Source organism: Corynebacterium ihumii (assembly GCF_028609825.1).
Taxonomy (GTDB): domain Bacteria; phylum Actinomycetota; class Actinomycetes; order Mycobacteriales; family Mycobacteriaceae; genus Corynebacterium; species Corynebacterium afermentans.
Window position 1 is genome coordinate 1891643 of the sequence record NZ_CP063190.1, and the last position, 23260, is coordinate 1914902.

The following is a 23260-nucleotide window of genomic DNA, read 5'->3' on the forward strand; positions in this document are numbered from 1 at the left end:
GCATTGAAAACAGTTTCCAGTAATGGTTGGATAGCCCTATGCGAAATCGTTTTCACTTCTCTCCCCTGGCCGCGATTGCGGCAACTGCTCTTGCTGGTGCGGTGCTGGCCGGATGCTCGTCGGAAAGCAATGATGCAAGCGGCAGCGACATGATCGCCACCACCAACGTCTGGGCGGACGTGGCCTCGGCGGTCACGGGCGAGGACGTGGACGCGATCATCACCGGTGATGCGGTGGATCCGCACCACTACGAGCCGTCCGCGAAGGACCTCTCGCGCATCAAGGAAGCGGACACCGTCGTGGCAAACGGCGGCGCGTACGACTCCGCGCTCTACACCGCCGCTGAGCAGGACCGCATCATCTACGCAATCCCGCTTCTCGACGAGCACGAGGCCCACGACCACGACCACGCGCACGCGCACATGCCCGAATCCCTGGACGAGCTCGAGCACGCCTGGTTCGCGCCGGAGAAGGTGCTGCAGGTCGCAGAGGACATTGCGGATCGCACCGGCGGGGACGCGTCAGACGTCAAGCAGCGCATCGGCGACATCCAATCCAAGCTCAACGCGGTGCCGCACGTGCACATCGGCATGACTGAGACGATCGCGGCCGGCCTGGTGTGGGGCACGGAGCTGCACGACATCACGCCCGAGGAATACGTCAAGGCCAGCCTGAACCACCAGGAGCCGTCCGCGGCGGCGGTTGCGGCGTTCCTGGAGCAGATCGAGCGCGGCGAGCTGGACATGCTGGTTGTGAACCCGCAGAGCACCAACAGCGCCACCCAGCGGTTGGCGGATGCGGCGAAGGCGCATAATGTTCCCGTTGTTGAAATTCGGGAGACGCCCCCGGCCGGCCAGAACTTCCTGGACTACTTCCAGGAGATCGTGGGTCAGATCACCGACATCGCTGCCCATGCTGAGCCGACCGGCCACCACCACTAGGAATTGCCAATTTGATCGCTGAGCTTCGCAGCGCCGCCGTCGAACCACTCTGGCGCGACCTCACCCTCACCGTCGAGCCCGGCGAATTCATCGCGGTGCTCGGCCCAAACGGCGTGGGCAAATCCACCCTGCTGGGCACGCTGATGGGCACGCGCAAGCTCACTACCGGCACGGCCGCGATCCACGGGCAGGTCGGTTTTATCCCGCAGCAGCACATGTTCCCGAAGGACTTGCCGGTGCGCGGGCGCGACCTTGTTGCGTTGGCGATGGGAAAGCGGGCGAGACCGGAGGACGTCGATAGGCAATTGGCTTCTGTGGGGGCGCAATCCTTTTCCGAGCGGCGCGTGGGGGTGCTCTCCGGCGGCCAGCAACAGCTGATCCGCCAGGCGCAGGCATTCTCGCAGAACCCAGAGCTTTTGCTTTGCGACGAGCCCCTGCTCTCCCTCGACCCCGCCCGCGCACGCGACACCGTGCAACGCCTCGCCGAGCACCCCGCGGCCGTGGTGTGCGTGACGCACTCGATCAACCCGGTGATGGGCGTTGTGGACCGAGTACTCTACCTCGGCCCCGAAGGCCACGTGGTGGGCAGCGTTGCCGAAGTTATGCGCTCCGAGGTGCTCAGCGAGCTCTACGGCACCCGCGTGGACGTCGTGGAGGTTGACGGACGGATGGTGGTCCTGTGAGTGCGTTTTTAGCAGACACTTCGTACCTGCTCAGCCAGGACTTCGTGCAGACGACGCTTGTGGCGTGCGCGCTTCTGGGAGTGTTGTCCGGGGTGATGGCACCGCTGATCGTGCTGCGCCAGATGTCGTTTTCGGTGCACGCGACCTCGGAGCTCGCGCTCATGGGTGCCTCCGCGGCGCTGCTGTTCGGGTTCAACGTCGGTTTCGGCGCCGTGGCGGGTGCGGTGGTCGCTGCCCTGGTGCTGGCGGCGCTGGGGCTGAAGGGCCAGCAGGATTCCGCGGTAGGGGTGGCCATGAGCTTCGGCATGGCCTTGTCCGTGCTGTTCATCCACCTGTATCCAGGGAATTCGAACCAGGCGCTGGCGCTGCTGACCGGCCAGATTGTTGGCGTGTCGGCGCAGAACGTGATGCTGCTGGCAGGCACAACGGTGCTGGTTGCCGTCGCCGTGCTGGTCCTGTGGCGGCCGTTGCTGTTTTCCTCCGCGGACCCCGTGATGGCCGCCGCGTGCGGCGTTCCCGTGCGCACGATGGCGCTGGTGTTCGCGGTACTCGTGGGCATCGCGTCGGCACAGTCCGTGCAGATCGTCGGCGCGTTGCTGGTGATGTCGCTGCTGATCACCCCGGGGGCGTCAGCCGCTCAGGTAACGGCGAACCCGAAGCTTGCGGTGGTGCTGTCCATCGTGTTCGCGGAAGTCGCGGCCGTAGGCGGGATGGTGCTTTCGCTCGCCCCAGGTATGCCGGTGAGCGTGTTCGTGGCCTTTATCTCGTTCGGGATCTACCTGGTGTGCCGAGTGATCGGCCGGGTACGCGGCTAGCGGTACTCCCTGTAGTCCGCCGGTGTCGCGCCCTTGCCTACCGCTGCCGCGGCGGCTGCGAGGAAGTCGCGGCGCACCTTCTTCTGCCCCAACTCGCGCCCGGAGACCGACAAACGGATCGTGTTGCCCTTCTCCGCGCCGCGCTCGGCGGCCTTGATCACGTTGCGGCGCCACCACTTCGCGGCGCCGTACCCCTCGCCCACCGACAGGTTGCGGGCCTGGGAAAACTCCCCCCGCTTGATGCGGTAGATGCCCTTGGTGGAGGCAGCGACGGTAAAGCCGAACTCGTCGAGCACCTTCAACGTGCCGTCCGACATGCGCCAGCGCGGCGGCGCGAACATATCCAAGTCGAAACCGAGCGCCGACATCTGACGCGTGGCGCCTTTGAGACGAAGCCTCGCCTCGTGCTCGCCCAAACTGGCAAACTCGCTGCGCCTTCCCTGCACCGGCTGGTCGAAGCCGTTGAGCATGAGCGCACGGGTGCCGAGCTGCTCGGCGAGCCAGGCGCGGGTGCCGTCATCCTTGGCAAGGTGCCACTTTTTGTCAATGTGGGGCGCAACCAGCAGTGAAACGGGCATCCCCTCGCGGTCCAGGTCGCGCACCATGCTGGTGACATCCTCCAACGTCGCGTCGAAGATGGAAGAAATGGAGACAAGCACGCGCCCAGGCATAGGGGAGATTATCGCACATCAAAACACTCTGCGCCGGGTGAAGTTTTTCGACACCATTAGAACGGGTGTTCTATATTGGCGGGGCTGTGTCGGACGGGGTTCTACTATGCGAAGTCAAGTGCAATGAAAGGAGGTGCTCCAATGAGTGCAGTGCTCGACCAGGCGGTCAACCAAATTGTCGACGGGCTGCGGTCGCTCGCCAACGTAATGCGCGACCCCGACACTCTCCACCTCGTCTCCACCCACGTGGCCATGGAGCGCCTCCACGCCTGCCTGCCGCTGTTGTCCAACGCGGACGCGGCGTTCGCGTTCCTCTGCGACCGGGACGGCGCGGGCGCCCTTGTCGGTGCGAACCACGCGGTGGAGTATCTGACCCGGAGCTTGGGCTTGTCTCGTCGAGAAGCGTTTGCGCTCCTGGAGCAGGGCAGGAAGCTCTACGGCGAACCCGAGGTGCCTGAGCCGGAAGTGAGCGACGACGAAGAAGACCGCGAGCGCAAAGAGCAGGAGGCACAAGCGCGACGCAAGAAGGCGCGCGAGGCACAGGAGCGGGCGCGCCGTGCAGCCGAAAAAGCCAACGCAGAGAAGAAGCGCATTATCACTGACGCGCTCAAAGACCTCAACGCGCACGCAGACCCCGGCTACGAAGAAATCCTCGCCGAAGCGATGGAGGCGGCCGAATCCCACACCGCCGAAGAGCTGCGGAAGTTCGTCCGCGACCTGGTCAAGCGCGCCAACAAGCGCGGGCGCGACTACGACGGAAAGAAGGACCCCCTCGCCGCGTGGAAGAAGCGCGGCATCTGGTTCGGGGAACCGGACGCAGACGGTGGCTCGTATTTCAACGGCTACCTCGACGCAGCATCACGGGCGAAGCTGGAGGCATGCCTCGCCGCCGGCGACCACATGGGATCCAACATGGAAGGCGAGGACGCCGCGAAGCGGGACAGCCGCCGCAAGCACCAGCGCCGCTTGGACCAACTTATGAGCGTGCTCGACCGTTACTGCGACGCCGCCGCAAAATCCCGCGGAGGGGTGGGCACCGTGGTAGTCACGCTCACCCTTGAGGACCTCATGGGTGCGGATGCCTTCACCGAGTTCACGACCAACACCTCGGTGTCAGTCACTCCGCTCGATATTGTCCGCCTGGGCCTTGCAGGAGATAGCTTCATCCTCCAACTCGACTCCGCCACCGGTGTCCCGCTCTCTCTCGGACGCACCCGACTGGCCTCCGTGGAGCAAAAACTCGTGCTGCTGGCGATGCAGAGCGTGTGCGCATGGAACGGCTGCACCAAGCCGGGCGTCGAACTCGAGGCCCACCACCTGGACTCCTACCTCAGCGGCGGGCTGACCAGCATCGACAACCTGGCCCTACTGTGCCGCGAGCACCACATGTGCAACAACGACAACAAAGACGGCGCCGGCAACAAGGGCCACTTCGGCCGCGACCCCGACACCGGCGACGTGTACTACCACCCCGCCAACGGCGACCCACCCAGGCACACCAGCACCTACCAGTACCGCAATTCACCTGGTCAGAGGCTCACGAAGAAAGTGAGGGCGCGGCACGGCGGCAACCCAAAACGCCCGCCGGACCCTGCCTTATTCGAACCGGACGGTTAAACCGCCCCGGCTTTCACCAGCGTCCACGCGTACTCGAACGCGGTCTGCTTCCACTTTGCGTAACGGCCGGACACACCACCGTGGCCTGCGGACATCTCCGTCTTCAGCAGGATCTCGCCTGCGGTGCCCACCTCACGCAGCTTGGCCACCCACTTCGCGGGCTCGACGTAGAGCACGCGGGTGTCGTTCAAGCTTGTCACCGCAAGAATGTCCGGGTAGTCCTGCGCGACGATGTTCTCGTACGGGGCGTACCTCGCCATGTAGTCGTACACCTCGGGATCGTGGAACGGGTCGCCCCACTCCTCCCACTCGCCCACCGTCAGCGGCAGCTCCGGCTTCAGAATGGAGGTCAGCGGGTCCACGAACGGCACGATCGCGAGAATGCCGGCGAAGTTCTCTGGCGCCATGTTCGCCACCGCGCCCATGAGTAGGCCGCCTGCGGAGCCACCCTCGGCTACCAGCTGCTCGTGGGTGGTCAGGCCTAGCTCCACGACGCGGTCCGCACACGCGATGAAGTCCGTGAACGTGTTTGCCTTGTGCAGCATCTTGCCGTTGTCGTACCACGCGCGGCCCATCTCGCCGCCGCCGCGCACGTGGGCGCACACCCACACCATGCCGCGGTCGAGCAGACTCAGCCGCGCCACCGAAAACCCGGGGTCCGTGGATGCCTCATACGAGCCGTAGCCGTACAGCAGGGCAGGCGCGGGGCCTTCGACGCCCTTGCGGCGCACCACCGAAATCGGCACCTGCTCCCCGTCCGCGGCGGTTGCCCACTCGCGGTAAGCCTCGTACTCGTCCGGGTTGTAACCGCCCTCGACCTCTTTTTCCTTCAGCAGGGTCAGCTCTCCGGTCGCGACCGTGTAATCCAACACCTGCGAGGGCTGGGTGTAGGAAGAATAGCCAATGCGCACCACCGGGGCGTCCCACTCCGGGTTGCCGCCGAGGCCCACGGTGTAGAGCTCCTCGGAGAACTCCAACTCTTTGAACTCGCCGAATCGGCCGTCGAGCGTTGCCACGGCCAGCTGCGGGATCCCGCCGCGCCTGTAGGCCATGAACAAGAAATCGCGGTAAGTGTCGATCCCTTCGATGCGCACGGTCTCGGAGTGCTCCACCAGCACGGGCAGCTCCCGCAGGGGCGGCACAGCACCGACCGGGGTCGTCGCCACGCAGAAGTTCGCCCCGTGCGCGTTGTGGGTGACCACCCACTGCTCCTTACCGTCGACGACGCAGAAGTCCGGGTGGTACTCGATGCCCGCTTCGCGCTCCCACAGCACCTCAAACTCGCCGGTAGGGTCAGTCAGGTCGAGCACGCGGTACTCGGAGGTCAACGACGATGACGCGATGATCATGAGGAAGCGTTCCGCGCGGTCCGCGCCCACGCCGACGCCGAACTTCTCGTCGGTTTCCTCGTACACCAGCACGTCTTCGGCAGCGGGTGTGCCCAGCTTGTGGCGCCAGATCTGGTGGGGGCGCCAGGCGTCGTCGCAGCGGACGTAGAACAGGTAGTCTTCGCCCGCCCAGGTCGCGCCGTAGAAGAGACCCTGAAGTTCGTCGTCGAGCAGTTCGCCGGTGTCCAGGTTTTTGAACCGCATGGTGAAGCGCTCGTCGCCTTCGGTGTCGAAGGAGTACGCGAGCAGGCGCCCGGATGTGGACACGGACGATGCCCCGAGTGCGAAGAACTCGTGCCCGGCGGCGAGCTCGTTGATGTCGAGAAGCACCTGCTCCCCCGGCATGTCCTCGGTGACCTCAGGCGGGGTCCAGGGCTCGTCGCCGGTCGGGACGCGGCACGAAATGCCGTAGTCCTTGCCCTCGATGGTGCGGCCGTAGTACCACCAGTCGCCCTGGCGCTGCGGCACGGACATATCGGTCTCTTTGATGCGGGATTTGATCTCGCCGTAGACGTCGTCCACCAGCCCAGACCAGGCGGACGTTTTCTCCTCCGTATAGGCGTTTTCGGCCTCGAGGTGTGCGATGACCTCGGGGTTGTCCTTGTCGCGCAGCCACTCGTAGTTGTCCACGAACTCGCGGCCGTGAAACTTGCGGACAATCGGGCGCATCGAAGCTACGGGTGGGATCATGCGTGCTCCCCCGGCCATTCGGAGAAGCGGCGGCCAGAAAGGCGCTCGTACGCCTCGATGTAGCGGTCGCGGGTGGCCTCCACGACGGAGCCGGGCAGCTCCGGCGGCGTGGTGCCTTCCTCCTGGTCCCAGCCGGACTTCGGGCCGGTGAGCCAGTTACGCACGTATTGCTTGTCAAAGCTGGGCTGGCTGCGTCCTTCTTCGTAGTTGTCGGCGGGCCAGTAGCGGGAAGAATCGGGCGTGAGCACTTCGTCGGCGAGCACGAGCTCGCCGTTTTCGTCCAGACCGAACTCGAGCTTGGTGTCGGCGAGGATGATGCCCTTGGTCTCCGCGTAGTCGGCGGCACGGCGGTATACCTCGAGCGTGGCATCCCGCAGGCGCGTAGCAAGGTCCGCGCCGAGTTTTCCTGCCATGTGCTCGAAGGTGACGTTGATGTCGTGGTCGCCCTGCTCAGCCTTGGTGGCGGGGGTGAAAATCGGCTCGTCCAGCTTGGACGCCTCGGTCAGCCCCTCGGGCAGCTTCACGCCGCAAACACGGCCGGTGGCGTCGTATTCCTTCTTGCCGGAGCCGGTGAGGTAGCCGCGGGCCACACATTCGAACGGCACCATGTCCAGCTTCTTCACCACCATGGCGCGGCCGAGGACGTCTTCGGGGATACGTTCGTCGTCGATCGGGCCGGCCAGGTGGTTCGGCACGTCGGAAAGCAGGTCGAAGAAGAACATGGAGGTAGCGGTGAGGATCCGCCCCTTGTCCGGGATCGCCGGTTCGAGGGAGAAGTCGAAGGCGGAGATGCGGTCTGTCGCGACCATGAGCAGGGTCTGCTCATCCACCTCGTAGATCTCGCGAACCTTGCCGCCGGAGATGTGTGAGTAATCTGAAAGCTCTGGACGCATGCGCGCTAGTATATGCGCCGTGAAAAACCGCGCTACCGTTGTCCTCCTCCCGCTTATCCTCGCAGCGTGCACCGCACCTTCGGAGTTCAGCGGAGAGATGCCGGATTTCTATCCTTCGCGCGATGGCGCCACATTCCGTTTCGGCCAGACCGGCAAAATCCTCACCGAGGACGTTCGTTACCACGTGCCGGTGCAGTGGGAGGTCACGGTGGACGAGCCGACCACCACCCGCGCGCCCCGCAGCGCCGAGCACGCCCGCTCCATCGTGTGCTTCCCCGTCAGCTTCACGCCGGTTGCCATCGGCGAGTTTCCCATGGATGTCACGGTTGCGTTGCCGGAGCTTTTGCCTATCGACAACGACCTCGCCGCCAACGTGGCCGACCCCAGCTACTGCGGCGACTGGGACATCACCGGCTACACCGGCGAACTCGAAGCAAACGAAACCTACACCGGCTTCGTGGCCTCCTGGGAGGGCAGTGCCGACCCAGGAATCATCGGCCGGGGCGTCGAGCTCAAATCCCGCGACGCCACCCTGACCTGGCAGTAAGCGCTACAGGATGTCGCCCGGGGTGTAGGCGGCGGCCTGCGGATGCGCGTCGACAAGCTTTTGCACCCTCGCGAGCACCCGATCCACCTGGGACTCGGCCGCGCCGATGAAGGCGTGCTTGTCCTCCAACGCCGCGTCCAGCTGAGCCTGATCCAACGGCAGGCGCTCGTCGGTGGCCAAACGCTCCACCAAGTTCTGCTCCGCGCCGCGCTCGCGCATGTCCAGCGCCATGGCGACCGCGTTTTCCTTGATCACCTCGTGCGCCGTCTCGCGCCCGACGCCTGCGCGAACGCTTGCCATGAGGATGCGGGTGGTGGCCAAAAACGGCAGGTAGCGGTCCAGCTCACGGTTGATCATGGCCGGGAACGCCCCGAACTCGTCGAGCACGGTGAGCATGGTCTCCAGCTGGCCGTCGATGGCGAAGAACGCGTCCGGCAGCGCGACGCGGCGCACCACGGAGCAGAACACGTCGCCCTCGTTCCACTGCTGGCCGGACAAATCCGCCACCATGGTGAGGTAGCCGCGCAGGATGACCTGGAAGCCGCCGACGCGCTCGCAGGAACGCGCGTTCATCTTGTGCGGCATGGCGGATGAGCCGACCTGGCCTTCCTTGAAGCCTTCGGTGACGGTTTCGTTGCCGGCCATGAGGCGGATCGTGGTGGCCAGCGAGGACGGTCCCGCACCCAGCTGCACCAGCGAGGACACGACGTCGAAGTCGAGGGAGCGCGGGTAAACCTGCCCCACCGAATCAAACACGCGGTCAAAGCCGAGACCTTCCGCGATGCCCTGCTCGAGGCGGGAAAGCTTGTCCTCGTCGCCCCCCATGAGGTCCAGCATGTCCTGCGCGGTACCCATCGGCCCCTTGATGCCGCGGAGGGGATACCGAGACAACAGCTCCTCGATGCGCTCCACCGCGACCAGGATTTCATCGGCTGCCGATGCGAAACGCTTGCCCAGGGTGGTCGCCTGCGCCGCCACATTGTGGGAGCGGCCGGCCATGACCAGGGACTTGTACTCGCCGGCGCGGTTGCCGACGGCTTTGAGCAGCGCGATCGCCTTGTCGCGGGTGAGCTCGAGCGCGCGGCGCACCTGCAGCTGCTCCACGTTTTCGGTCAGGTCGCGCGAGGTCATGCCCTTGTGGATTTCTTCGTGGCCAGCCAGCGCGTTGAACTCCTCGATGCGCGCCTTCACGTCGTGGCGGGTGACCCGCTCGCGCTCTGCGATCGAGTCCAGGTCCACCTGGTCGATGACTTTCTCGTAGTCTTCCATCGCGCCCGGTTCGACGGAAACACCGAGCTCTTGCTGCGCTTTTAGCACCGCGATCCAGAGCTGGCGCTCCAGGATGATCTTGTGCTCCGGGGCCCACAGGGTGGCCATCTCCGGGGAGGCGTAACGGTTACTTAGAACATTCGCGTTATTCGGCTTCACGGCATTCATCATAGGGAGATGGCACCCTCAATCGCGGGGCGGGCGATGTCCTTGCGGTAGAACGCCCCGGGAAGTTCGATACCTTCGATGATCTGGTACGCCTGCGCAACGGCGTCCTCGAGCGTCGCGCCTTGGCCCACCACGCCAAGCACGCGGCCGCCTGCCGCGACGTACTCACCGTTTTCTTCCTTGGTGCCGGCGTGCAGCACCCGCGAGGGATCGTTCAACGCTTCGCCGCTCACAACACCACCGGTCTTGGCAGCCTGCGGGTAGCCCTCGGCCGCCAGCACCACCATTGCGGCGAACCCGTCGCGCCACTGCAGTTCCCCGACCTCGTCCAAGCGCCCCTGGGCCACTGCGAGGAGCACGTCCGCCAGCGGGGTCTGCAAAAGCGACAGCACCGCCTGGGTCTCCGGGTCTCCGAAGCGGGCGTTGAACTCCACCACTGCCGGGCCCTGCGGACCCCAAGCGGCGCCGATGTACAAAAGGCCCTGGTACGGGGTCCCGCGGCGCACCATTTCTTCCGCCACCGGGCGCGCGATGGTGTCCACGATTGTCTGCACGCCATCCTCCGGCAACCACGGCAGCGGCGCATACGCACCCATGCCACCGGTGTTGGGGCCCTCGTCGTTGTCGTAGGCGCGCTTGTGGTCCTGCGCGGGCAGCAACGGCACCACCGTCTCGCCGTCCACGAGGCAGAATAGCGAGACCTCGGGGCCTTCCAGGAAGGATTCGAACAGTACCGGGTTGCCGGTCGCCAGCACCGCTTCCGCGTGCGCTTTCGCCTCGGCGCGGTCCTCGGTGACCACCACGCCTTTGCCGCCTGCCAGGCCGTCGTCCTTGACCACGTAGCGCGGGCCGTACTCGTCCAGCGCGGTCTCAACGTCCGACGTCTTCTCGACGCGGGTCGCCGACGCGGTGAGTACCCCCGCCGCGGCCATGACGTCCTTGGCAAAGGCCTTGGACCCCTCGAGCTGCGCCGCGGCCTTCGTCGGGCCGAACACCGGCACGCCGGCTTCGATCAGCGCGTCGGCCGCGCCCGCAACCAGGGGCACCTCCGGGCCGATCACCACAAGCTCCGCGTCGATGTCGCGGGCCAGCGCCACAATCTCGTCCGGGGAGGCGACGTCGACGGACCGTACCGTCGCTAAGCGGGACATGCCCGCGTTACCCGGTGCGACGGTAAGTTCGTGGCCTTGCATTGCGTTGAGTAGGGCGTGTTCGCGGCCGCCCGAACCGATGACAAGGATGCGCATGCGCCCCAATTTACCGGTAGCGTCGATAAGCATGAGCACCGTATTCAGCAAGATCATCGCCGGCGAGATCCCGGGCCGCATCGTGTACCAGGACGACACCGTCGCAGCCTTCCTCACAATCGAACCCGTCGCCTACGGCCACACGCTGGTCGTGCCGGTGGAAGAGATCGACAAGTGGACCGACATCCCAGCGGAGCTGTGGTCGCACATGAACGAGGTCGCCCAAAACATTGGCGCGGTCATCGTGGAGAAGTTCAACGCAGAGCGCGCCGGCTACCTCATCGCCGGCTTCGAGGTGCCGCACGCCCACATCCACGTGTTCCCCGCCAACGACATGTCGGGCTACACGCTCTCTACCGCGATGCGCCACGATGAAACCGACGCGGAGAAGATGGACGCCGCCGCGGACACCATCAGAGAAGCTCTTAGAGCGCAGGAAGCGAAATAGTAAACGTCGAGCCCTCCCCCGGCGCGGTGGTCACTTTCACGGTGCCGTGGTGCGCCTCAATGAGGGACTTGGTGATGGCCAGGCCCAGCCCCGAACCGCCGGTGGCGCGGTTGCGGGAGGTGTCGGCGCGGTAGAAGCGCTCGAAGATGTGCTCCGCGTCCTTGGCCTCCATGCCGCGGCCGTTGTCGGCGACGTCGATGACAACGCGGTCGAGGTTCTTGCGGATAGTCACGGTGACTTCCGCGTCCGGGCCGGCGTGCTTGTAGGCGTTGGTGATCAGGTTCACCAGCACCTGGTGCAGGCGGTCAGGATCCCCGTTGACCTGGGCGACATCCGGGGTGTCCGTGACGACTTCCACGGTGCGGTCCGGGAAAGCGGCATCGACGGTGCTCTTCGCGGACAGCACCCACTCCAGCACGTCCATCGGTTTCTTCTCTAGGCGCGCGCCCTCGGCGCGGGTGAGCGCCAGCAGGTCCTCCACCAAAAGCTGCATGCGGGCGGACTCTTCGTCGATTTTGCCCAGGACCATATCCGGGTCGTTCGCCATCCCCTTCCGGTACAGCTCCGTGTACCCTCGCACGCTGGTTAGAGGTGTGCGCAGCTCGTGCGAGGCGTCCCCGACAAAGCGGCGCATCTGTTCCTCTTGGGTGCGGGCGTTATCCAGGGAGTCCTGCAACTTCGACACCATGGTGTTCATGGCGAAGGACAAACTGCCCACTTCAGTCTCACGCGGCCAGGCGGGCACACGGCTGTCCGTCTCGCCGTTCGCAATAGCCAACGCCGTGTTCTCCACGATCTTCAGCGGCGCGAGCGCACGGGCCACCATGTAGTTCGCGGCCACGCCGATGCCGAACAGCGCCAGCACACCGACCCCGGCTTCCACCCAGGCGAGCGCGCGAAGCATCTTCGCCTCGGTTTCCAGCGACTTAGCCACGTACTGCACAGTGCCGTCGGACTGCTGGTGCGCCATCGCCCGCCACTTCACACCTTGGACTTTGTCGTCGACGGAGGGAATGGTGGTGGGGTGGTCGAGGCGCTCCACCTTCGAGTAGTCCGGCGGGTTCACCGATCCCCTGCGCGGCACCAGCTGGTCGTGGCCGGGGTACAGGGTGGCTTGGTTGAACTCGCTGGGCAGGCTGAGGATGTTGAACTGCCAGGCGGGTGTTTGCTGCGCCCACGTTGCCATGCCTTCGCGCAGTTGGTCGTCTGCTCGGTCGACCAGAAAGTAGCGCATGACAAAGTAGATCAGCACCGAGCTCAGCGCGATGCCGATCGTCGATGCGGCCATCACCACCGCGACAAGCTGCCGCTTGAGCGGCTTTTTCGACGGCGCCGTTAACACCGAATAGGACATTGCACTACTGACGCGGGGTGCGCAGCACGTAGCCGACACCGCGGACGGTGTGGATCAGCTGCACGTCGCCGGTGTCGACCTTGCGGCGCAGATACGAGATGTAGGACTCGACCACGTTGCCGTCGCCGCCGAAGTCGTAGTGCCACACGTTGTCCAGGATCTTCGCCTTGGACACCACCACCTCGGCGTTGAGCATAAGGTAGCGCAGCAGGTTGAACTCGGTGGGCGACAGTTCCACGATCTCGCCGGCCTTGGTCACCTCGTGGGTATCGTCGTTGAGCGTGAGATCCGCGTAGCGCAGGGTGCTGTCTTCGTTGGAATCTTCGCTGACGTTGCCGCGGCGCAGGATCACGCGCAGGCGCGTGATCACCTCTTCAAGAGAAAACGGCTTGGTCACGTAGTCGTCCGCGCCGATGGTGAGGCCGTGGATGCGGTCTTCCACTGCGTCCTTCGCGGTGAGGAAGAGCACCGGCGCGTCCAGGCCTTCGGCACGCAGCTTGCTTAGCAGCTCGAAGCCGTCCATCTCCGGCATCATCACGTCGAGGATGTAGGCGTCCGGCTTCCAAGAGTGGGCGAGCTCGATGGCTGCGGGACCGGAGTTTGCGGTCTCCACCTCGAACCCTTGGAACTTCAGGGAAACAGTTAACAGTTCCACGATGTTCGGCTCGTCGTCGACGACGAGCACCTTCAGGTTCTGCGAGTTCTCTGCCATGACAATCACTTTCCGTTTCGTTGCAAAATTCTGCGTTGCAAATTCCGTATTGCTAACAAGATAGAGCGATTAAACCGCACAAGTCTGCACGTTTCCTGTATGTCCACTGAATGGCCCTAGCGGACTTCCCCCGAAATGTCTCCCCGCACGACAAGCCCCCACAAAAGAATTGGAGCTGGAGACGGGACTTGAACCCGCAACCTACGGTTTACAAGACCGTTGCGCTACCAATTGCGCCACTCCAGCAGTGCAGCAAGATCTTACACACGCCCCGCACCTGCGACATAACTGGCCAACGGATAGTGTGAACGTGTGACAGAAGGTAGCTCATTGTGGGAGAGGATCTCCGGCTCGCGGCAGCGTGTGGCAACGATTGACGAGGCCCGCACGTCCCCGCCGCCGTCCGTCCTCGCGCCCATTAACCTGGCGGATCCCGCCGAGGTCGCGGCGGTGATGAACATCGCCGCGCGCATCGGGGAGATCCTCATTGCGAACGCGACGACGTCTGCGGATGCGGCGAAGCAGATCCATACGGTGTGTTCCTCGTACGGCCTGCACTATGTGCACGTGTCCATCACCGTGAACACGATCACGCTCAACACGATCATCGGCGTGGACCAGCGCACCCCGGTGAACGTCTTCCGCGTGGTCACAATGATCAGCGAGAACTACCACAAACTGCAGGAAGTGGACCGCCTGATCCGCTCGATCCGTTCCGGCGCGACCCCGCCGGAAATGGCGGAGCGGATCCTCAATGACATCGACACCTCGCCGATCCCCCACCGCAACACCCGCAACCTCGCCGGCTGGACGGTGATGGGTTTCTTCGTGGCGATGCTGCTCGGCGGCGACCTACTGATGATGACCGTCGGCGGCCTGACCGCGTTTCTCATCATGGGCTTCAACAAGCTGCTTTCCCGCGGCGGCCTGCCTGCGTTTTTCCACAACGTCATCGGCGGTTTCCTCGCCACGGTGCCAGCAGCAATCACGTACGACTTCTCCGCGTCGATCGGCCGCACAATTGTGCCCAGCCAGCTGATTGCGACGGGCATCATCGTCCTTCTCGCGGGTCTGACGCTTGTGCAATCGCTTCTCGACGGCGTGACCGGCTCCCCCCTCAACGCTTCCGCACGCTTCTTCTCCGCCATGCTGAACACCGGCGGCATCGTGGCCGGCGTGGCCAGCGGCGTGGCGGTTTCAGAGATGGTGGGAATGCCCTTGCCGCCGATTGAGCTTCTCCCCGGCAGCGCCGCGTATTCGAATGCGCTGCTCACCGTGGTCGGCGGCGGCATGGCTGCAGCCGCTTTTGCCGTGTGCTGTTTCGCGGAGCGCGCCGCGATCATGCTTTCCATTGTCACCGCCGCGCTCGGCTCCGCCTGCTACTACATCCTCCTCGCGCCATTCGGCCTGGGCAGGCTGTCGGCGACCGCAGCCTGCGCCATTGTGGTGGGACTTGTCGGCGGCCTGATTTCCCGCCGGTTTTTGATCAACCCGGTGATCACGGCCGTGGCGGGCGTGACCCCGTTTTTGCCCGGCTCGTGGATTTACCGCGGCATGTACGCGTTGATGAACGAGCAGATGCTGCTGGGCATGATGAATTTGTTCAACGCCATTGGCACCTGCATGGCCCTGGCCGCCGGTGTGGTGTTCGGCGAGTGGGTTGCGCGCCGCATCCGCCGGCCGCAACTGTATGTGCCGTACCAAGCGTTCAAGCGCGCCGGCCGCTTCACGTTCGAGCAGCTGCTCAGGGTGCGGCGACGCAGATAAGTTCATCGCGTAGGATGAAAGCCCTTGACGCCTGATGGAAGAAGGAGAACGTAGTGCCACCTAAGATCACCGATTCGCGCCCTACCGCCGAGGCGATGCACGCTGTTGAGGAGCAGACGGCTTCGGGTGCCCGTCGGATCGTGGCAACGTACGCCGAGGATTTCCTGGACGGCGTAACCCTGATGTCCATGTTGGGGGTTGCCCCGAAGGGCTTCGTGTACAAGCGCTACGTGGAGGACCTGGAGCAGGAGGCCGAGGAGGAAGCTCCGAAGAAGGCCACCAAAAAGAAGGCCACGAAGAAGAAGGCCACGAAGAAGAAGGCAGGCAAGAAGGCCACCAAGAAAAAGACCACGAAGAAGGCAAGCAAGAAGGCCACCAAAAAGTCGACGAAGAAGACTGCCAAGAAGGCATAAATGGGGGACAACGAGTTCGTCGTTGTGGCGAACCGCCTGCCGGTGGACAAGGTGGGAGACCACTACGAGGTCTCCCCGGGCGGCCTCGTCGCCGCCCTTGCCCCGGTTTTACGCGCCCGGGAGGGCTGCTGGGTGGGTTGGCCCGGCACCATCGGGGAAACGCTTGAGCCGTTCGAGTTCGGTGGCATTTCGCTGTTGCCAGTCGCGCTCGACAAGGATGATTTTGAAGGCTTCTACGAGGGCTTTTCCAACTCCGCGTTATGGCCGCTTTACCACGATCTGATTGTTCAGCCGGAGTACAACCAGGCTTGGTGGGACCGCTACGTCGCAGTCAACCGCAAGTTCGCGGAGGCGACCGCGAAAGCTGCAGCGAAAGACGCCACCGTGTGGGTGCAGGACTACCAACTGCAGCTCGTCCCGGGGATGCTCAAAGCACTCCGTCCCGACGTGACCATCGGCTTTTTCCTGCACATCCCCTTCCCCGCCCCGGCGTTGTTCCAGCAGTTGCCGTGGCGCGACGAGATTCTCGAGGGGCTGAAAGGCTGCGATCTGATCGGCTTTCAGCGCCACACGGACGAGGACAACTTCCGCCTGCTCACGGAGGAGATCCGCTCCGGCACTTTCCCCATTTCCATCGATTCGGGGGAGATCGCTGCCGCCACAAACGAGCAGGTCGAGGCGCTGCGAAGCGCCGTCGGCAGCCCGAAGCACCTCCTTCTTGGAGTGGACCGCCTGGATTACACGAAGGGCATCCTGCAGCGCCTGTTGGCCATCGAGTCACTGCTGGAGGAGGGCAAGCTCTCCGACATCGCCTTTGTCCAGATCGCCACTCCGTCGCGTGAGCGCATCGAGCATTACCGCACCACCCGCAAGCAGGTCGAAGAGGCCATCGGCCGCATCAACGGCCGCTTCGGCGAGGTGGGCCGGCCTATCGTGCACTACGTTCACCGCAGCGTGCCGAAAGAGCACCTGGGCACCTTTTACGCCGCCGCGGACATCATGCTGGTCACCCCGTTCAAGGACGGCATGAATCTAGTGGCCAAGGAGTATGTGGCGGCCCACCCGGACGCGGACGGCGCGCTGGTGCTCTCCGAGTTCGCGGGTGCCGCCGTGGAGCTCGACCAGGCGTACCTGTGCAACCCGTTTGACCTGGAGTCCGTCAAGGAGGCGATCCTCGAGGCGACCGACCCGGACCCTGCGCGCATGCGCCACATGCATGATTGGGTGATGGAGCACGATGTGGCCGCGTGGGCGAAATCTTTCTTGGAGGAGCTGTGAAGCGCGCCGTAGCTATCGCGCCGTTGCTCGCCTTGGCCGCCTGCGCGCCCGCTCCCACGTGGCAGGTTGTCTCGCTGCGCACCAGCGAGGACCAGCCCGCCACTGAGGCGTCGATCGCGCGCGTGCGTATCGACGACCAAAGGTTCTCCGGCACCACCGGCTGCGCCGACGTGTCCGGCTCGTTCGAGGGCGAAGACACCATCACGCTGGAAAACATCGCACTCGGCGACCCGGGCGATTGCTCCGGCTGGGCCCGCCACACCCACGATCAACTGGAACATCTCCTCACCGATAACCGAACCTTCCAGGTGTCCCACCCCGCCGATTTTGAGATGATCCTCGTGGCCGACAGCGGCGAAACCCTGAGGTTGATGCGATGAGGCTCCTGGTTTGCCTGGATTTCGACGGCACGCTCGCAGAACTCAACCCGGACCCGTACGCGGTCCGCATTCACCCGGCCGCGGAGGCAGCCATCCGTCGATTGGCGGCGCTGCCCGACACCGAGGTGGCCATCCTCACCGGCCGCCACGTCGAGGGCATCAAGAAGGTCCTCCCGCAAAACCTACCCGTCACCCTGATCGGCTCCCACGGCGCGGAGCCGGGGCCAAAACTTGCAGAGGAAGACCGCGCCTACCTGGACAGCATCGAGGGTCAGCTCAACACCCTCGCCACCGACGGCGCCTACGTGGAGGTCAAGCCGTACCAGCGCGTCCTCCACGTGGCACAAGTCCACGACCGCGACGTCGCGGCAACCATCCTCGCCGCCGCGAACGCCATCGACACCCATGGCCACCCGAAGACTCAGGGCCACAACGTGGTGGAGTTTTCTGCGGTGTCGATTACCAAAGGCACCTGGCTAAACGATTACAAGCAGGACTTCGACAGGACGATTTTCGCCGGCGACGACGACACCGACGAGCACGCCATGGCGGTCCTCGATGAGACCGACCTCGGCATCAAAGTCGGCACAAAACCGTCGCGGGCCACCCGCCGGGTACCCGACGTCGACGCCATGGCACAATTGCTCACCCAACTCGCCGACGAAAGGGAAGCATGGAGCGCCACGCGCTAGTCCACCAGGGCCACGAGCGTCGCTGGATCGAGATCGAAGGCACGACCAACGCCCTCCTTCTGGTCCTGCACGGCTCGCTGCAGTCCGGCAACGTGCTGCGCAACTTCACCGACCGCACCTTCGAGGGCCTCGGCCCCACCGTGGTCTACCCGGACGGCATCAAGCACCACTTCAACGACCTGCGCGCAGGTTTCAACGAGGATGCGCGCCGCATGCGCATCGACGACGTCGGCTTCCTCACGAAACTCGTCGAACACTACAGCGCCGACACGGTGATCGGCTGCGGTTTCTCCAACGGCGGGCAAATGATTATGCGCCTGCTTTTCGACGCCCCAGGGCTGCTCACCGGCGCCGCCACCTTCGGCGCGTCGATGCCAACCGCCGACAACACGCTGACCACCACCGACAACTACCAACCGACGAAGCTTCTGGCCGTCCAGGGCACAAATGACAAGCTCGTGCCTTACAAAGGCGGCGTGGCCGGCATCGGCGGCAACAACCGGGGAGAAACCCGGTCCGCCCTCGACTCCGCCGAGTTCTTTGCGAACTTAAACGGCTGCACCGGCCACGTAACGTCGACAAGCGAAAAGCTCCGCGTCGACGATTGGACCGGCGAGCACCCGGTCCGCCTCGTCTCCCTCGAGGGTGCCGGGCACATGGTGCCGGTGAACAAGGACCTCGACCCGCGGCTGGGCCACAACCCGAAGTCCCCTACCGGCGGGGAGCTTATCCGCGAGTTCTTCTTTGCCTAGCAAACTCGCTTAGCACCACGCCTGCCGCGACGGAGGCGTTGAGGGATTCCACCCAGTCCTCCATGGGCACGGACATGATCACGTCGCAGTTTTCGCGCACCAGGCGCGAGATGCCCTTGCCCTCGGAGCCGACGACGATGACCACGTTGTCGGTGGCCTGGTCGAAGGTGTCCAGAGTGTGCTCGCCGCCCGCATCGAGGCCGACCACGGTGTAGCCGTTGTCTTTGAACTGCTTGACGGTACGGGTCACGTTGGTCACGCGCGCCACAGGCAGCCGCGCCGCGGTGCCGGCGGATGTCCTCCAGGCCACGCCGGTAACCTGCGCCGAGCGGCGCTCCGGGATGATCACGCCGTTGCCGCTGAACGCCGCGGTCGAGCGGATCACCGCGCCCAAATTTCGCGGGTCGGTGATGTTGTCCAGCACCACGAACATGCCTGGCCCGTCCACGGACTCGAGCAAATCGCCAAAGTCGGCGTACTTGTACGGCTGGATTTTCAGCCCGATGCCTTGGTGCATGCCGTTGCCGGTCATCGCGTCGAGCTGCTGGCGCGGCACCTCGTGCACCGGGATGCCCTTGGAGTTGGCCATGCCGACCGCCTCGCTCAGCCGTTGGTCGTGGCCGGTACCAGCGACCACGTACAGCGCTTCCGCCGGCACCTTCGCCTTGAGGCATTCCACTACCGGGTTGCGGCCGACCACCATGTCGGCGACCTCTCGGTCGTGGCGCCCCTGTGCGCGGCGCTGCCGATCCAGCTTGCGCTTGTGGGCGGCGTGGTAGACACGGTCCTCCGCCTTCGGGGTCGCGCCCTTGCCGCGCAGGCCGCGGCGACGCTGCCCGCCGGAGCCCTTCGTGGGGCCCTTCTTGTTCTTCTTTTGCTTGTCAGGCCGCTCGTACGGTTTCGCCATGATCTACTCCTTCACCTGCCACTGCGGCCCATCGGCCGTGTCGGTCACCTCGATGCCGGCCGCGGCCAGCCTGTCGCGCACCTCGTCGGCGGTCGCCCAATCCTTCTCCGCGCGGGCGGTCGCCCTGCGCTCCAGCTCCGCGCGCACCAGCACATCCAGCGCGTTGCTATTGCTTGTCGACGACGGCCACGCCCCCGGATCCACACCCAACACCGCCGCCATCGCACGCACCTGCGCAGCGATAGGAGCGGGGTCCTTCGCCTTGTTGCCCTCGCGGACGAGGTTGTGGATCTCGGCGAGCGCCTTGGGCACGGAGAAGTCGTCGTTGAGCGCGTCGGCGAACCCGTCGGTCCAGGTGGTGGGCTCGGACATGCCGGCGCGCTTCACAAATTCCTCGATGCGCCGGTAGCCGGCCGCCGCCTCCTGCAGGGCCTCGGGCGAGTACTCCAGGACGCTGCGGTAGTGCGCGGAGCCGAGGTAGTAGCGCAGCTCCACGGGGCGAACCTGCTCGAGCATCGCGTCGATGGACAGCACGTTGCCGAGCGACTTCGACATCTTCTCGCCCGCCATGGTCACCCAGTGGTTGTGCATCCAGAAGTGGGCAAACCCATCACCGGCGGCGTGCGACTGGGCCTGTTCGTTCTCGTGGTGCGGGAACTGCAGGTCCAGTCCGCCACCGTGGATGTCGAACTCGGAGCCCAGGTACCAGGTGGACATTGCCGAGCACTCGAGGTGCCAGCCGGGCCGCCCCGGCCCCCACGGGGTGGGCCAGCTCGGCTCGCCGGGCTTGGCGGCCTTCCACAGCGCGAAGTCTGGGTCGTCGCCTGTCATATCTTCCAGCTTGTTGCCGGAGATCGAGCCGTAGTCCCCGCCGGCCTTAACCCAGGCGTTGACGTCGAAGTAGACGGAGCCGTCGCGGGGGTAAGCGAAGCCTGCGTCGATAAGCCGCTGCATGTAGTCGACCATCTGGGTCACATGCCCGGTCGCGCGCGGCTCCACGGACGGCGGCAGCACGCCGAGGGTGTCGTACGCGCGGGTGAACTCGCGCTCGTAGGTAGAGACCCACTCCCACCAGGGGCGATTGTGCTCGCGTGCCTTGGTCAGGATCTTGTCGTCGATGTCGGTGACGTTGCGCGCGAACGCGACGTCGTAGTCGTTGGCCAGGAACCAGCGCCGGACGATGTCGAACGCGACACCCGAACGCAGGTGCCCGATGTGGGGCTTAGCCTGCGGGGTGGCACCGCACAGGTAAATCGAGACATGCCCGGGCCGGATCGGTTCGAAGTCGCGCAGCGTGCGGGTTTTGGTGTCGAAAATGCGTTGCTTCACAACACCGCAGTCTACAGCGCCGACTCGTCCACCTTGAGCTCCGAGTAGCGAGCCTCAGGAACGGCACGTCGGTCGGCTCCCCAACCTGGCCCGCGCTGCACTTCACGTCCTGTGCGTCGCCGTCGAGCATGGTGAAGGCACCGGAAACCTCGAGGGTCTCGACCCACTTTTCCTTTACGGTTTGCTCCACCGTGGCCGTGTAGGGCACGGTGCGGTTGGTGAACTGGAGGGTGCCGTCCGCCAGGTAGCGGCGGGGCCACTATGTAGTTACGGAGTACGGAACTTTCGTTCCACCAACGCCGTCGCTATGGCCGCGCGGCCCTCGCCACTTCCGGTGAATCCCATGTGGTCCGTGGTCGTCGCCGACACAGACACAGGGGCGCCGAGCGCCTCCGAGAGGACCCGCTCCGCTTCCTCGCGCACCGGCGACATCTTCGGGGTTTGGCCGATCAGTTGGGCGGAGACGTTGACGACGGTGTGACCGTGGGCGTCGAGAAGCTCTTTCAGCTCTTGCAAGAGCTGGACGCCGCGTACCCCGTCGTATTCCGGGCGGCCGACGCCGACGAAGGAGCCGAGGTCGCCGAGGCCGGATGCGGACAATACGGCGTCGACGATGACGTGGCTGACCACGTCGCCGTCCGAATGCCCCTCGCAGCCGTCCTGGTCTTCGTGGAGGATGCCGGCGATCCAGCATTCTTTCCCGGGTTGGATCTGGTGGGCGTCGAACGCCGTACCTACTCGGAGATTTGTCATAAGTACGACGCTACTTCAGCGTCGCTGAAGTCGTAGTCGGAGTAGTACTCCTGCATCTCCTCGAGCTCAATCTCCTTCCATTGTTTTTCCAGCGCGGCGAGGATATCCGGGGTGCCCTCCGGCTTCTTTTCCGGCGGATACTCGAATGTCATGCCGAACCTGTCCTCCATCGCGCGGATCGTGGCCATGCATGCGTCGTAGTCGAAGTCGTTTTCGTACTTCTCCACCGCAGAGTGGGAGCGGTTGTAAAACTCGGCACGGTCCTTGCGTTTCTGCCGCCGTTTCGCCAGCGTTGTCTGCCACCTCGGGTTCGTCGGCTGCAGATAGTCGGTGATGAACCCTTCCGGGGCCGAGACTTGGAAGGTGCCGTCCGAGTGCAGCCACACTATTTCGCCGGTAACCGGATCGGGCACGTAGTAGACGCGGCGATCGGTCTTTAGGTTGTGGTGGTGCGCACAGAGGCTGAACAGGTTTGAGGCGGTGGTCTTGCCGCCTTCGTTGAATGGGATGCGGTGGTCCAGCTGGCAGTTTTCGGCCTTCACGTTGCAGCCGGGCCAGAGGCACACCCCGTCGCGGGCCTGCACCAGCGCACGGATGGCGGCGGTGGGCACGTACGCCTCAGTTTCGGCGCACTCCGCTTCGTCCAGGTCCACGACGTGGGGCGGGTTGTCCTCCAGCATCTGTTCCACTGCGGCGGTACCGTCCGCGTCGGTCCATCCGAAATTCGGGATGTAGTACGAGCTGCCCGGTGTCTTCGACGTGAACATGTAGAGCACGACCTTCGGTGTCGCACGAATCTCGCCGGTGAGGATGGCCTTGATCGCGTCGTCCCTTGAGAGCTTGTGCTCGCGCGCCACCTGTTCGGTGAAACGCTCCATTCGGCCGAGCGTGACGGGGTCGCCCTCCACATTCAGCCCGGCATCGCCGTCGTCCTGGCCGTAGAAGAGGCTCCGGCAGGTGCCTAACGGCAGGTCCTTCTCTTTCTTCCGCTCCTTGATTTTCTTTTGGTTCGGCGCGAGGTCGGAATCGATGCGCTGGATCCGCTCGCGCAGACGGCGACGCAGCGAGCTTGGCGACGGCAACTCCGCCCCCACCCGCCTCGGCGTGAATACCTTGACCAGATACTCGTCCATGTCCGCGAGAATGTCTGGCGTGGCCAGATCGTTGAGGCGGTTCAGCGTGGACTCGATGGCCGACAGACGTCTCACGTCCAACCGGCGGGTCTCTTCCTGCAGCGCCCGCAACTTCGGTAGATCAGCGAGCACCGAATACCCAAGAATCCCACTTTCAGCCCAACTCTGGCTTTCCCCTACTGCCATCGCAATCGAATAGGCCTCTAGTTCGAAGTCCTCCACTTCTACCAACGGCTTGGCGTAGCGGTGGAAAATCTGGAACTCTGCCTCCCGCATCGCCTGGCCTGCGGCGGTGATCGGACAGCCTTCTCTCTCCGTTGCAAAAGTTCCGTTCATGCCTCACCCTCCTCCCGGAACTAATATCGAACATAATGCCGACACATGTTCCACGTCAAGGGTTTTTCAAAACTTTT

At 64.6% G+C, this 23260-nt stretch carries 23 protein-coding genes and 1 tRNA gene; 12 read left to right on the plus strand and 12 right to left on the minus strand.

Translation table 11 applies throughout. The features are described 5' to 3' along the window. Window positions 1-38: 38 nt before the first annotated feature. The 3 genes from CIHUM_RS09240 to CIHUM_RS09250 are packed head-to-tail and all read left to right on the plus strand — an operon-like array spanning window position 39 to window position 2439. The gene (locus tag CIHUM_RS09240) at window positions 39-941 is read left to right on the plus strand and encodes a metal ABC transporter solute-binding protein, Zn/Mn family (protein WP_081634483.1); all 903 of its coding nucleotides are present in this window, start codon (window positions 39-41) and stop codon (window positions 939-941) included. An 11-nt stretch (window positions 942-952) separates the two neighbouring features. Continuing rightward, window positions 953-1624: a metal ABC transporter ATP-binding protein gene (locus CIHUM_RS09245; protein ID WP_035000051.1), complete on the plus strand. Its 672-nt coding sequence runs from the start codon at window positions 953-955 to the stop codon at window positions 1622-1624. Further along, a complete protein-coding gene (locus CIHUM_RS09250) occupies window positions 1621-2439 on the plus strand; it encodes a metal ABC transporter permease (RefSeq protein ID WP_035000052.1) in 819 nt (272 codons plus the stop codon). The genes CIHUM_RS09245 and CIHUM_RS09250 overlap by 4 nt, the downstream gene beginning before the upstream one ends. Here CIHUM_RS09250 and CIHUM_RS09255 read toward each other — a convergent pair. Continuing rightward, a complete protein-coding gene (locus CIHUM_RS09255) occupies window positions 2436-3110 on the minus strand; it encodes a DUF2334 domain-containing protein (RefSeq protein ID WP_035000053.1) in 675 nt (224 codons plus the stop codon). The genes CIHUM_RS09250 and CIHUM_RS09255 overlap by 4 nt on opposite strands. Window positions 3111-3251: 141 nt before the next feature. Between CIHUM_RS09255 and CIHUM_RS09260 the strand changes: the two genes are divergently transcribed. Next, on the plus strand, window positions 3252-4727 hold the full coding sequence (locus CIHUM_RS09260) for a DUF222 domain-containing protein (protein WP_051106507.1): 1476 nt from the start codon (window positions 3252-3254) through the stop codon (window positions 4725-4727). Here the strand turns inward: CIHUM_RS09260 and CIHUM_RS09265 are convergent. Together CIHUM_RS09265 and CIHUM_RS09270 are read right to left on the minus strand one after the other, a co-directional pair. After that, a complete protein-coding gene (locus CIHUM_RS09265) occupies window positions 4724-6805 on the minus strand; it encodes a S9 family peptidase (RefSeq protein WP_101494264.1) in 2082 nt (693 codons plus the stop codon). The two genes, CIHUM_RS09260 and CIHUM_RS09265, sit on opposite strands and share 4 nt — an antisense overlap. Then, on the minus strand, window positions 6802-7698 hold the full coding sequence (locus tag CIHUM_RS09270; RefSeq protein ID WP_035000055.1) for a phosphoribosylaminoimidazolesuccinocarboxamide synthase: 897 nt from the start codon (window positions 7696-7698) through the stop codon (window positions 6802-6804). The genes CIHUM_RS09265 and CIHUM_RS09270 overlap by 4 nt, the downstream gene beginning before the upstream one ends. Window positions 7699-7717: 19 nt before the next feature. Between CIHUM_RS09270 and CIHUM_RS09275 the strand changes: the two genes are divergently transcribed. Continuing rightward, window positions 7718-8245, plus strand: coding sequence for a hypothetical protein (locus CIHUM_RS09275; protein ID WP_148363859.1), 528 nt, complete (start codon window positions 7718-7720; stop codon window positions 8243-8245). Between the two features lie 3 nt (window positions 8246-8248). Here CIHUM_RS09275 and purB read toward each other — a convergent pair whose 3' ends face one another. Together purB and purD are read right to left on the minus strand one after the other, a co-directional pair. Further along, window positions 8249-9682: an adenylosuccinate lyase gene (purB, locus tag CIHUM_RS09280; protein ID WP_243427190.1), complete on the minus strand. Its 1434-nt coding sequence runs from the start codon at window positions 9680-9682 to the stop codon at window positions 8249-8251. Beyond that, window positions 9682-10929: a phosphoribosylamine--glycine ligase gene (purD, locus tag CIHUM_RS09285; RefSeq protein WP_035000295.1), complete on the minus strand. Its 1248-nt coding sequence runs from the start codon at window positions 10927-10929 to the stop codon at window positions 9682-9684. Before purD ends, purB begins: the two co-directional genes overlap by 1 nt. 31 nt (window positions 10930-10960) lie before the next feature. Between purD and CIHUM_RS09290 the strand changes: the two genes are divergently transcribed. Further along, on the plus strand, window positions 10961-11377 hold the full coding sequence (locus tag CIHUM_RS09290) for an HIT family protein (RefSeq protein ID WP_035000058.1): 417 nt from the start codon (window positions 10961-10963) through the stop codon (window positions 11375-11377). Here the strand turns inward: CIHUM_RS09290 and CIHUM_RS09295 are convergent. The 3 genes from CIHUM_RS09295 to CIHUM_RS09305 all read right to left on the minus strand — a co-directional run bounded on the left by CIHUM_RS09295 (window position 11355) and on the right by CIHUM_RS09305 (window position 13689). Further along, a complete protein-coding gene (locus CIHUM_RS09295; protein WP_051106508.1) occupies window positions 11355-12731 on the minus strand; it encodes a sensor histidine kinase in 1377 nt (458 codons plus the stop codon). The two genes, CIHUM_RS09290 and CIHUM_RS09295, sit on opposite strands and share 23 nt — an antisense overlap. Window positions 12732-12735: 4 nt before the next feature. Next, window positions 12736-13443, minus strand: a complete 708-nt coding sequence (locus tag CIHUM_RS09300) for a response regulator transcription factor (protein ID WP_035000297.1) — start codon at window positions 13441-13443, stop codon at window positions 12736-12738. Window positions 13444-13613: 170 nt separating this feature from the next. Next, window positions 13614-13689, minus strand: a tRNA-Thr gene (locus CIHUM_RS09305). A 66-nt stretch (window positions 13690-13755) separates the two neighbouring features. On the opposite strand from CIHUM_RS09305, the gene thrE reads away from it, so the two are divergent. Genes thrE through CIHUM_RS09335 form a run of 6 tightly spaced genes read left to right on the plus strand, consistent with a single transcriptional unit; the run spans window position 13756 to window position 18725 of the window. Further along, complete coding sequence (gene thrE, locus CIHUM_RS09310; RefSeq protein ID WP_051106509.1) at window positions 13756-15210, plus strand: threonine/serine exporter ThrE; 1455 nt, start codon at window positions 13756-13758, stop codon at window positions 15208-15210. 53 nt (window positions 15211-15263) lie between these two features. Continuing rightward, window positions 15264-15623 (plus strand): hypothetical protein, encoded by a 360-nt coding sequence (locus CIHUM_RS09315; protein WP_035000060.1) that lies wholly within the window; start codon window positions 15264-15266, stop codon window positions 15621-15623. Beyond that, window positions 15624-16901 (plus strand): alpha,alpha-trehalose-phosphate synthase (UDP-forming), encoded by a 1278-nt coding sequence (locus CIHUM_RS09320; protein ID WP_035000061.1) that lies wholly within the window; start codon window positions 15624-15626, stop codon window positions 16899-16901. After that, complete coding sequence (locus CIHUM_RS09325) at window positions 16898-17281, plus strand: META domain-containing protein (protein ID WP_035000062.1); 384 nt, start codon at window positions 16898-16900, stop codon at window positions 17279-17281. The genes CIHUM_RS09320 and CIHUM_RS09325 overlap by 4 nt, the downstream gene beginning before the upstream one ends. Then, complete coding sequence (locus tag CIHUM_RS09330; protein ID WP_035000063.1) at window positions 17278-17973, plus strand: trehalose-phosphatase; 696 nt, start codon at window positions 17278-17280, stop codon at window positions 17971-17973. The genes CIHUM_RS09325 and CIHUM_RS09330 overlap by 4 nt, the downstream gene beginning before the upstream one ends. Beyond that, on the plus strand, window positions 17955-18725 hold the full coding sequence (locus CIHUM_RS09335; protein WP_035000064.1) for a CE1 family esterase: 771 nt from the start codon (window positions 17955-17957) through the stop codon (window positions 18723-18725). The genes CIHUM_RS09330 and CIHUM_RS09335 overlap by 19 nt, the downstream gene beginning before the upstream one ends. On the opposite strand, the gene rlmB is transcribed toward CIHUM_RS09335, so the two are convergent. From rlmB to CIHUM_RS09355, 4 genes are all read right to left on the minus strand, one after another. Beyond that, entirely contained in the window at window positions 18700-19632 is a 933-nt protein-coding gene (gene rlmB / locus CIHUM_RS09340) for a 23S rRNA (guanosine(2251)-2'-O)-methyltransferase RlmB (RefSeq protein ID WP_035000065.1), read from the minus strand. The two genes, CIHUM_RS09335 and rlmB, sit on opposite strands and share 26 nt — an antisense overlap. A 3-nt stretch (window positions 19633-19635) precedes the next feature. Continuing rightward, complete coding sequence (gene cysS, locus CIHUM_RS09345; protein ID WP_035000067.1) at window positions 19636-20961, minus strand: cysteine--tRNA ligase; 1326 nt, start codon at window positions 20959-20961, stop codon at window positions 19636-19638. A 267-nt stretch (window positions 20962-21228) separates the two neighbouring features. Then, entirely contained in the window at window positions 21229-21714 is a 486-nt protein-coding gene (gene ispF / locus CIHUM_RS09350) for a 2-C-methyl-D-erythritol 2,4-cyclodiphosphate synthase (protein WP_035000068.1), read from the minus strand. Next, entirely contained in the window at window positions 21711-23183 is a 1473-nt protein-coding gene (locus tag CIHUM_RS09355) for an HNH endonuclease signature motif containing protein (RefSeq protein ID WP_051106510.1), read from the minus strand. Before CIHUM_RS09355 ends, ispF begins: the two co-directional genes overlap by 4 nt. Between the last annotated feature and the right edge of the window lie 77 nt (window positions 23184-23260).

Excerpts from the sequence above, each read along its gene's own strand:
- CIHUM_RS09240 (WP_081634483.1), top strand. The coding sequence starts at position 39 with ATGCGAAATCGTTTTCACTTCTCTCCCCTGGCCGCGATTGCGGCAACT.
- CIHUM_RS09255 (WP_035000053.1), bottom strand. The coding sequence starts at position 3,110 with ATGCCTGGGCGCGTGCTTGTCTCCATTTCTTCCATCTTCGACGCGACG.
- CIHUM_RS09260 (WP_051106507.1), top strand. The coding sequence starts at position 3,252 with ATGAGTGCAGTGCTCGACCAGGCGGTCAACCAAATTGTCGACGGGCTG.
- CIHUM_RS09265 (WP_101494264.1), bottom strand. The coding sequence starts at position 6,805 with ATGATCCCACCCGTAGCTTCGATGCGCCCGATTGTCCGCAAGTTTCAC.
- CIHUM_RS09270 (WP_035000055.1), bottom strand. The coding sequence starts at position 7,698 with ATGCGTCCAGAGCTTTCAGATTACTCACACATCTCCGGCGGCAAGGTT.
- purB (WP_243427190.1), bottom strand. The coding sequence starts at position 9,682 with ATGAATGCCGTGAAGCCGAATAACGCGAATGTTCTAAGTAACCGTTAC.
- purD (WP_035000295.1), bottom strand. The coding sequence starts at position 10,929 with ATGCGCATCCTTGTCATCGGTTCGGGCGGCCGCGAACACGCCCTACTC.
- CIHUM_RS09290 (WP_035000058.1), top strand. The coding sequence starts at position 10,961 with ATGAGCACCGTATTCAGCAAGATCATCGCCGGCGAGATCCCGGGCCGC.
- CIHUM_RS09295 (WP_051106508.1), bottom strand. The coding sequence starts at position 12,731 with ATGTCCTATTCGGTGTTAACGGCGCCGTCGAAAAAGCCGCTCAAGCGG.
- CIHUM_RS09300 (WP_035000297.1), bottom strand. The coding sequence starts at position 13,443 with ATGGCAGAGAACTCGCAGAACCTGAAGGTGCTCGTCGTCGACGACGAG.
- CIHUM_RS09320 (WP_035000061.1), top strand. The coding sequence starts at position 15,624 with ATGGGGGACAACGAGTTCGTCGTTGTGGCGAACCGCCTGCCGGTGGAC.
- CIHUM_RS09330 (WP_035000063.1), top strand. The coding sequence starts at position 17,278 with ATGAGGCTCCTGGTTTGCCTGGATTTCGACGGCACGCTCGCAGAACTC.
- CIHUM_RS09335 (WP_035000064.1), top strand. The coding sequence starts at position 17,955 with ATGGAGCGCCACGCGCTAGTCCACCAGGGCCACGAGCGTCGCTGGATC.
- rlmB (WP_035000065.1), bottom strand. The coding sequence starts at position 19,632 with ATGGCGAAACCGTACGAGCGGCCTGACAAGCAAAAGAAGAACAAGAAG.
- ispF (WP_035000068.1), bottom strand. The coding sequence starts at position 21,714 with ATGACAAATCTCCGAGTAGGTACGGCGTTCGACGCCCACCAGATCCAA.
- CIHUM_RS09355 (WP_051106510.1), bottom strand. The coding sequence starts at position 23,183 with ATGAACGGAACTTTTGCAACGGAGAGAGAAGGCTGTCCGATCACCGCC.